The organism is Terrisporobacter sp. (assembly GCF_017888745.1).
Lineage (GTDB): Bacteria > Bacillota > Clostridia > Peptostreptococcales > Peptostreptococcaceae > Terrisporobacter.
The window spans coordinates 1-7667 of the sequence record NZ_JAGHFM010000208.1 but is presented as its reverse complement, the minus strand read 5'-3'; the positions used below and the strand labels follow the sequence as shown (position 1 = coordinate 7667).

8 protein-coding genes are annotated in these 7667 nt (G+C 26.7%); 1 reads left to right on the top strand and 7 read right to left on the bottom strand.

Annotation, left to right across the window (positions count from 1 at the left end):
* Positions 1-648 (top strand): MFS transporter (locus J7G74_RS10050; protein WP_297134824.1); only part of this gene is annotated, 648 nt, incomplete at its 5' end.
* A 159-nt stretch (positions 649-807) separates the two neighbouring features.
* On the opposite strand, the gene htpG is transcribed toward J7G74_RS10050, so the two are convergent.
* The 7 genes from htpG to J7G74_RS10015 all read right to left on the bottom strand — a co-directional run bounded on the left by htpG (position 808) and on the right by J7G74_RS10015 (position 7436).
* Positions 808-2679, bottom strand: coding sequence for a molecular chaperone HtpG (gene htpG / locus J7G74_RS10045; RefSeq protein WP_297134821.1), 1872 nt, complete (start codon positions 2677-2679; stop codon positions 808-810).
* 198 nt (positions 2680-2877) lie between these two features.
* The gene (locus J7G74_RS10040; RefSeq protein ID WP_297134819.1) at positions 2878-3315 is read right to left on the bottom strand and encodes an Hsp20/alpha crystallin family protein; all 438 of its coding nucleotides are present in this window, start codon (positions 3313-3315) and stop codon (positions 2878-2880) included.
* 321 nt (positions 3316-3636) lie between these two features.
* The gene (locus tag J7G74_RS10035) at positions 3637-4014 is read right to left on the bottom strand and encodes a RidA family protein (protein WP_297134816.1); all 378 of its coding nucleotides are present in this window, start codon (positions 4012-4014) and stop codon (positions 3637-3639) included.
* Positions 4015-4097: 83 nt separating this feature from the next.
* On the bottom strand, positions 4098-4517 hold the full coding sequence (locus J7G74_RS10030; protein ID WP_297134813.1) for a DUF1893 domain-containing protein: 420 nt from the start codon (positions 4515-4517) through the stop codon (positions 4098-4100).
* A gap of 123 nt (positions 4518-4640) precedes the next feature.
* Positions 4641-5828, bottom strand: a complete 1188-nt coding sequence (locus J7G74_RS10025) for a MalY/PatB family protein (protein ID WP_297134812.1) — start codon at positions 5826-5828, stop codon at positions 4641-4643.
* A 172-nt stretch (positions 5829-6000) separates the two neighbouring features.
* The gene (dcuC, locus tag J7G74_RS10020) at positions 6001-7089 is read right to left on the bottom strand and encodes a C4-dicarboxylate transporter DcuC (protein ID WP_297134810.1); all 1089 of its coding nucleotides are present in this window, start codon (positions 7087-7089) and stop codon (positions 6001-6003) included.
* A gap of 26 nt (positions 7090-7115) precedes the next feature.
* On the bottom strand, positions 7116-7436 hold the full coding sequence (locus J7G74_RS10015; protein ID WP_297134807.1) for a hypothetical protein: 321 nt from the start codon (positions 7434-7436) through the stop codon (positions 7116-7118).
* Positions 7437-7667 lie beyond the last annotated feature (231 nt).

Genomic DNA, 7667 nt, shown 5'->3' with positions numbered 1-7667 from the left:
ACTGGATCTACTAAATGGGGTTATTCTTTTGCAGAAGTTACTAAAATGAAACATTTCTGGATATTCGCTGCTTCATTCTTATTTGTAGGATTATATGTAGGTGGTATGGTATTACAATTTATACCTTACTTACAAACGTTAGAGTCACAAGGAATATTCTTATTAGGATCTGCTACAGTTGCTGCTGCATTTGGTTTCTTCTCAATGTTCGGAAACTTATTTGGTGGTGTTTTATTCGATAAATTAGGAATAACTAAATCACTACTTTTAGCAGCTATATTAGTTATGGCTAGTGGATTATCATTAATATTCATACCTAAAGCAAATATACTTGGATATGTATTCGCTATATGTATAGGTATAGCTATGTATGCTTATATAATAGGACCTTCTTATTTAACAGGGGCCTTATTTGGTAATAGAGAATTCGGTACTATATTAGGTATAGTTCAAATATTCTTCGCAGCAGGATTTGGTATAGGTACTACATTATTCGGTGTAGTTGTTGATATAGCTGGATTCAATGCTGGTTGGATATCAACTATAATATACACTTTAATAGCATATGCTGGATTATTAACATCTACTAGCGCTATAATAAAACATAACAAAGAAATAAATGTACAAGAAAGCAAAAAAATAGCTTAATTTTACTTTATAAAGAGTTGTCTATATTAATAGACAACTCTTTTTTTTCATCAAATTGTGACTTTTGGCTGTGATAAGATACTTGCTAAATAATGCTAACCAACTTTGTTTTTGTGTATAAAAAATCCCTCTTAGAAATTCTAAGGGGGATTTTTAAATTTATAATGAAATTACCTTGTTCATTAATTGATTACTTCTTTTTATAAATAAATCTAATTCTTCTGCATTTAATTCTTTATTGGATAATAAAGCTAAATCAACTATCTGATTACATATAACATTTATATCTTCTTTTTTATCTTGATTATCTTTTAAAGATAAAAGTTTTTTGACTAATGGATTATTTTTATTAATTACTAGTGTTTTTTCCTCTTTCAAATCCATTCCAAAACTCATTCCCGAAAATCTAGCTTGCATTTCCATCATTCTTCTAGATTCTTCAGACACTAAAATCATAGCTGGAGTATCTTTACTTTTTAAACTTTCTACGGAATATTTTTCTACTCTATCATTGATTACATCTTTAAATAAATTTATTATTATTTCATTATTTTCTTTATCATCTTCATCATCTTTATCTTTTAAGACATCAGATAAATCTGAGTCTATTCTATTGAATTTAGTTCCCATTTCTTTATATTCTATAAATGATATAAAGTTATTATCTATTGTACAGTCTAAAACAACTGCATTTAAATCATAATCTTTAAATAATTTAACATATTGAGATTGCTGATCCATATTATTTACATAGAATACTTTATTTTCATGCTTTTCTTTTGCACTTTCTAGATAATCTGTTAAAGTTATATAATTTCCATTTATATCTTTATATAAAATATAATCCTTTATTTTTTCATAGAAGCCCTCATCTTTTAAACAACCAAATTTAATAAATATTTGTATATCATCCCAGAATTTGTTGTACTCTTCTCTGTTATTTTTAAATAAAGATTTAAGTTTATCAGCAACCTTTTTAACTATATGTTTAGATATTTTACTTACATCTTTATCATTTTGTAAGAAACTTCTAGATACATTTAAAGGTAAATCCGGACAATCTATAACGCCTTTTAGTAATAATAAGAATTCTGGTATAACTTCTTTTATGTTATCTGCTACGAATACTTGATTATTATATAATTTTACCTTACCTTCCACTAATTCAAATTCATTATTTAGTTTAGGGAAGTAAAGAATTCCTTTTAAATTAAATGGATAATCTACGTTTAAATGAATCCAGAATAAAGGTTCATCAAAAACATTAAAAGCTTTTCTATAAAACTCTTTATATTCTTCATCTGTACAATCTTTAGGTGACTTTAACCATAATGGATTAGTATCATTCAAAGGTGTAGGTTCAGTTTGTTCTTCACCTTCTTTTACTTCTACATCCTCATTTTCCACATATATTTCAACTGGTAAGAAAGAACAGTATTTATTTATTATACTTCTTAAATGATATTCATCTAAAAATTCTTCACTATCTTCTGCAAGGCTTAATGTTATTGTAGTACCTCTCTCAGTTCTTGTATCAGATTCACTTATTTCAAATTCAGTTCCACCTTCTGATATCCATCTTACTGGTTTTGCACCATTTATATAAGATAATGTATCTATTTCTACTTTGCTAGATACCATAAAAGCAGAATAGAATCCTAGTCCAAAATGACCTATTATATCATTTGATTCTTCCATTTTATCTTTATATTTATTGAAAAAGTCTTCTGCTCCAGAAAAAGCAACTTGATTTATGTATTTGTCAACTTCTTCTGCTGTCATACCTATACCATTATCACTAAATTTAATAGTTTTATTTGATTTACTAACTGAAACTATTATTTTATATTTTTCATCTTGAAGAGCTTCAATTTCACCTAATGAAGCAAGCCTTTTGTATTTACTAACTGCATCACAACCATTACTAATTAATTCTCTTATAAAAATATCTTTATCTGAATACAACCATTTTTTTATTATTGGAAATATATTTTCCGTATCTATTGAAATACTTCCTTTTGTTACTTCCATGTTTATCCTCCTTTGATACTTTGTAAAAAATTTATTTAGTTAAAAATTAAAATGCAAGGTTTGGAATAAATAACCTTGCATTTTAAACTTTTAAATTAGCATGTTATAATTTTTATCTATTCCTATTTTTATTATAGAACCATTTATTAGCAATATCAACTATTGAGTGCTAGTCATTTCTATAAAAAAATATTTGTACTAATCTATAGTTATATACTTTGTATTATCTTCTTTTTTATCAGCTTGTTTAGGAAATGTTAACTGTAAAATTCCATTATTAAAACTCGCTTTTATATCTTCTTCTTTAACCCCTTCTCCTACATAGAAGCTTCTAGAGCATTTACCGCTATATCTTTCTCTTCTTATATAGTCTCCTTTTTCATCTTTATCTTCACTTATTTCATTTTTTTGTGCAGTTATTGTTAAATATCCATCTTTTAATTGAGCTTTTATATCTTCTTTTTCATATCCTGGTAAATCCATATCCAAGATATATTGATTATCTTTTTCTTGAATATCAGTTATCATAACTTTATCTACTCTCTTATTTGCAGAGAATGGATCTCTAAACATTTCATCAAACATATTGTCAAATAAATTTCCCCCAAAATTATTGTTCATTGGTACTAATTTCATAATCAAATGCCTCCTTATAATTATCTTAATATTTTAAAATAAGTATTAAGGTAATATTTTTAATATTTTTATTTTGTATTATGATTTTTATTTTTGTTTGATTTTTTAATTATTATTATACTCTTTTTGTTAACACTTTCAAGCATCAAGTGATAAAAACCATAAAATATTCTTATTTAAATAACATTATATTATTAAATTTTAAAAATGTGCATAAAAATATACTCCCTTTATAATAACAGTTTTATTCTTTTAACTGCTCATTATAAAAGGAGTATCTAAATACAAATTTATTTATTTAATTTTACTAAGTTATATCCCTTATTTAACAACAGCTATAACCTCTATTTCCACTAACGCCTCTTTCGGTAATTTTGCTACTTGTACACAAGAACGCGCTGGCGCCTCCCCAGTAAAATAAGTTTCATATACCTCATTCATTTGCGAAAAATTATTCATATCACTTAAGAATACAACTGTTTTAAACACATCGCTCATTTTAGCTCCCCTTGATTCTAAAATAGCTTTACAATTATCAAGTGAAGCCTTTGTAGCTGCTTTAATTTCTACTTCAAGTTCCCCTGTAGACATATTTATCGGTAGCTGACCAGAAGTATAAATTTTATTCCCTACTTTTACTCCTTGAGAATATGGTCCTATAGCTGCTGGTGCACTAGATGTTTCTATTATCTCTTTCATTTCATTACTCCTCTTATGTATATTCTAAAATTTAATATCATTACTTGCTAACATAACATTAAATATAAAACTAATACTATATTTTATTTGTATTTACCTTCTAAAAATTTAATTTTATCTTGAACATCTTCCATTTTATATAGACACTCTTCTATAGGACACACTTTAGAAGAGTCCTTAGAAGATTTCACCAAATCAATTTGTTCATTATAATCATATTTTATACCGGTTTGATTTATTAAATATTTAGCAGGTTCAGAAATTTGGTTACCAATGTATCCTACTACATTTTCTAATTCAGATAAAGTAGCTAATGCTACACCTATTTGATTTGAATATACAAATATTTCTTTATCTCCTAAATCTATCTCTTTTTTATAGTATGATTGATAAAACTGAGATACTGGACTATGTTCTGTCTTAAATAATATATTTCCTTTAGTATCTGTTATAACTAAAAGATATTCTTTTGATACTACTTTATCAAAAATTTCTTTATTCATAAAATCACCCTATATATTTTTTAATATTAAATTAAAACTTTATACTTAAAGAATCAATTGAGCTAGTTAATTCTTATAATTATAAAGATTAACTAGCCCAATGCTCTAAAATATTATTTTTTCCTAAGCTAAAGTTTTAACCGCTCTTTCTAATCTTTCTAAAGCTTCTACTACAACAGCTCTCGGTGCCGCTATATTCATCCTCATAAATCCTTTACCTTCTTCAAATCCAAATGAAGTTCCATCATTTAATTCTAATTTAGCAACTTCTTTAAAGAAAGCTTTTATTTCAGCTTGATTTTCAAAACCTAATTCTCTACAATCTAACCAAACTAAGAAGTTTGATTCAGGTTTTATCATTTTTATTTTAGGTATTCTTGTTTCAAAAAATTCAACCATCATATCTCTAGTTTCTTCTAAGTATTCTATTATTTGATCTGCATAGTAATCACATTCATTGTATGCTGTTATTAATGCTACATCTCCAAATATATTTCTTCCTATTGCTTTATTTTTAAGTGCTGCTTCATGGAAAGCTTTCTTAATTTTTAAGTTAGGAATTATAACTGCTGCTGTTCTAAATCCAGCTATGTTAAATGTTTTTGCTGGGTTAATAAATGTTATACTATTTTGTGCTATTTCTTCAGATATACTTGCTAGTGGTATATGTTTATTTCCTGAATAAACTAAGTCTTCATGTATCTCATCAGAGAACATAAGAACATCATATTTTAAACAAAGATTAGCCATTTTCTCTAATTCTTCTCTAGAGAAAACTCTACCTGTTGGATTTTGTGGATTACAAATTATAAATATTTTAGTTCTTATATCTTTTAACTTTATTTCTAAATCTTCAAAATCTATTTCATATCTTCCATCTTTTAATACAAGAGGATTATGTACTAATTGTCTACCATTATTTTTTACTGCATCATGGAATGGTGGATATACAGGGGTTTGTATAACTACTTTATCACCCATATTAGAAAATTCTCTTATTGCATATATCATTCCTGGTATTATACAAGGAACGAATTCTATCATGTCAACAGATAAACCTTTCCAACCAAATCTAACTTCATTCCATCTTATTATTGCTTTTTGGAAATCATTACTTAAGTATAGATATCCATAATGAGGCATGCTAGCTCTTTTTACTAAAGCATCCACTATAGGTTGTGGACAAGTAAAATCTGTATCTGCTATCCACATCGGTATAACATCATTTGGAACTATAGATGGATCATATTTTTTAGCATCTGTTCCTCTTCTTTGTGCATCTAAATCAAAATCATGTCTTAAAGTATTCATTTTATTTCCCCCTATGTAATAAAAATTCTAAAATTTAATTTTAAATATTTATAACGTATATAACGTATATAAAGTGTTAACCTAGTAATTTAAATTTATTAATAATATTAAGTATATAAATTCATTATATTTTTAATTTATATACTTAATATTTATTTGATTATGTAATTTATTACATCATTACTATTAAGTATGATATTAACATATTCATTACGAATGTCAGTGCCGCAGGAACTGAACAAGCTTTTATAAGATCCATTTGATCAACATCTACCATGCCAGCTACTGCTATTATTGCTCCAGCTACTGGAGAAACACATCTTCCTACACCTGAAGATAATTGCATTGGTAAAGATATTGTAGTTGCAGGTACCCCCATTTGAGCTGCTACATCCGGAACTAATGGACCAAATGCATACCAAGAAGCATTTCCAGATCCTAGTAACATACCTGCTCCAAAAGTTATTAAAGACATTAAAGTCATTGTTATAATTGGTGAACTTGCTACTGATGCAAGTAAATTAGATACTATAGTTATACCACCTAATAATTTTATAGCCTCTGCGAATACTGCTGCACCTATTAATATTGATACTATGTTTGCAAAGCATGTACCCATAGCTTTTAAAACAACATTAAAATCATCACAAACTGCTTTTCTATCTTTTCTTCTTATCATTTCTAATAAGAATGCTATTGCAAGACCGATTACATTAGATGTAATAACATCCATTTGTATTGTATCGATAAACGAGAATACAGTGATTAATACTAATGGTACTATTGGTAATAATGCGAAAAACGCTGGACAGTTAGAATCTTCTGATTTTAAATTTTCTTTAGATATATTTTGTTGATTTTCAGCTAATTTTTTATCAATTTTACTTAAATATATTGGTAAAAATATTGCTAATATTAATATTAATATTCCTGCAACTCTACCTTGATATGACATGAAGTATTCCATTATCGGCATTCCTGAAACGTTTTCAGCAGCAAATATTGCTGAAGAGTCATTTGGACCCCAGTCACAGAATCCAGCAAAAATCATAACTACTGCTGCACTTAATTTACTAATTCCTAATGAAAGTAATATTGGTAAAGTAGTTGCAACTAATAACATTGATAAACCCGAGTGACTTGTTATAACAAGTTTTAACATACATCCTAATATAAATACTAAACTTAAAACCACATATGGATTTTTAATTTTTGATAAAGGTTTTGTTGCTAATTGTGCTAATTTTGTACTTGCTCCCATATGAGACATGTATAAAGCATAACCTGTTACCTTACATAGCCATAGCCATTACTATACTTTATTTTATGAGACATGTATAAAGCATAACCTGTTACCATCATTAATGTCATACCTGTTCCAGATGCATTATTTACAAAAGTATCTTTTACGAATACAAATACATCAATACTTGCATTTCCTACGGTATTTTCTCCTAAAATTGACGTCCCCGTTATTAAACTTGATGCTAATAATACTATTACTCCTGATGTTAAAAATACAAATACCGAATTATATTTTTTAACAACAAGCCTTACTACAATTGCTATAAGCAAAAACGTTAATAAAACAGAAATAATATCTTTCATTTTATCCTCCATGTATGTATATATTCTATTTATCAAACCGCTCTACCAATAATATAAACTTAATATTTAACTTTATTAAATAATACATCGGAGAAAACGATTTATCTTATCTCAATAATAATTTATCATAGTAATGATTATTTCGCAAGTTTTTTCACTATAATAAAAAATATTATTATATTTATTATTATTATTATAATATTTTTTTTTATTATAATAATATTTTTTCGT

What these genes read in the sequence shown, in the direction of transcription:
- J7G74_RS10015 (WP_297134807.1), bottom strand. Translation starts at nt 7,436, where the DNA reads ATGAAAGATATTATTTCTGTTTTATTAACGTTTTTGCTTATAGCAATT.
- htpG (WP_297134821.1), bottom strand. Translation starts at nt 2,679, where the DNA reads ATGGAAGTAACAAAAGGAAGTATTTCAATAGATACGGAAAATATATTT.
- J7G74_RS10030 (WP_297134813.1), bottom strand. Translation starts at nt 4,517, where the DNA reads ATGAATAAAGAAATTTTTGATAAAGTAGTATCAAAAGAATATCTTTTA.
- J7G74_RS10035 (WP_297134816.1), bottom strand. Translation starts at nt 4,014, where the DNA reads ATGAAAGAGATAATAGAAACATCTAGTGCACCAGCAGCTATAGGACCA.
- dcuC (WP_297134810.1), bottom strand. Translation starts at nt 7,089, where the DNA reads ATGGGAGCAAGTACAAAATTAGCACAATTAGCAACAAAACCTTTATCA.
- J7G74_RS10040 (WP_297134819.1), bottom strand. Translation starts at nt 3,315, where the DNA reads ATGAAATTAGTACCAATGAACAATAATTTTGGGGGAAATTTATTTGAC.
- J7G74_RS10025 (WP_297134812.1), bottom strand. Translation starts at nt 5,828, where the DNA reads ATGAATACTTTAAGACATGATTTTGATTTAGATGCACAAAGAAGAGGA.